The organism is Streptomyces antarcticus (genome assembly GCF_026627255.1).
Taxonomy (GTDB): domain Bacteria; phylum Actinomycetota; class Actinomycetes; order Streptomycetales; family Streptomycetaceae; genus Streptomyces; species Streptomyces antarcticus.
This window is the reverse complement of the sequence record NZ_JAPNLM010000085.1, coordinates 1-935: the sequence shown is the minus strand read 5'-3', so window position 1 is coordinate 935 and position 935 is coordinate 1. Positions and strand designations below refer to the sequence as shown.

The 935-nt window shown below is 65.9% G+C and carries 1 protein-coding gene; it reads left to right on the top strand.

Features of this window, described 5'->3' with window-relative positions:
* On the top strand, window positions 1–935 hold a 935-nt coding region (locus OTB16_RS39145; protein ID WP_267727716.1), incomplete at both ends, for a toprim domain-containing protein.

Sequence of the window (935 nt, the reverse complement as noted above, 5' to 3'; positions counted from 1 at the left end):
GCACGAGGAGGGTTTCCGTGCGGCGCTGACCGGGCTGGTGAACCGTTACGCGCGGGAGAAGAAGTTCCTGCGGGAGAAGGACGACAACCTCGCCGGCGAGGACATCCGCGAGGGTCTGACGGCGATCATCTCGGTGAAGCTGGGCGAGCCCCAGTTCGAGGGCCAGACGAAGACGAAGCTGGGCAACACCGAGGCCAAGACCTTCGTGCAGAAGGTCGTCCACGAGCACCTCAACGACTGGTTCGACCGGAACCCGAACGAGGCCGCGGACATCATCCGCAAGTCGATCCAGGCCGCCACGGCCCGCGTCGCGGCCCGCAAGGCCCGCGACCTCACCCGCCGCAAGGGCCTCCTGGAGAGCGCCTCGCTGCCGGGCAAGCTGTCCGACTGCCAGTCCAACGACCCGGCCAAGTGCGAGATCTTCATCGTCGAGGGCGACTCGGCCGGCGGCTCCGCGAAGTCCGGCCGCAACCCGATGTACCAGGCCATCCTGCCCATCCGCGGCAAGATCCTGAACGTCGAGAAGGCCCGCATCGACAAGATCCTCCAGAACACCGAGGTCCAGGCCCTCATCAGCGCCTTCGGCACCGGTGTCCACGAGGACTTCGACATCGGGAAGCTCCGCTACCACAAGATCATCCTGATGGCGGACGCCGACGTCGACGGCCAGCACATCAACACCCTCCTCCTCACCTTCCTCTTCCGCTTCATGCGGCCGCTGGTCGAGGCCGGACACGTGTACCTCTCCCGCCCCCCGCTCTACAAGATCAAGTGGGGCCGGGACGACTTCGAGTACGCGTACTCCGACCGCGAACGCGACGCCCTGGTCGAACTCGGCAAGCACAACGGCAAGCGGATCCGGGAAGACTCCATCCAGCGCTTCAAGGGTCTGGGCGAGATGAACGCCGAGGAACTGCGCATCACCACCATGGACG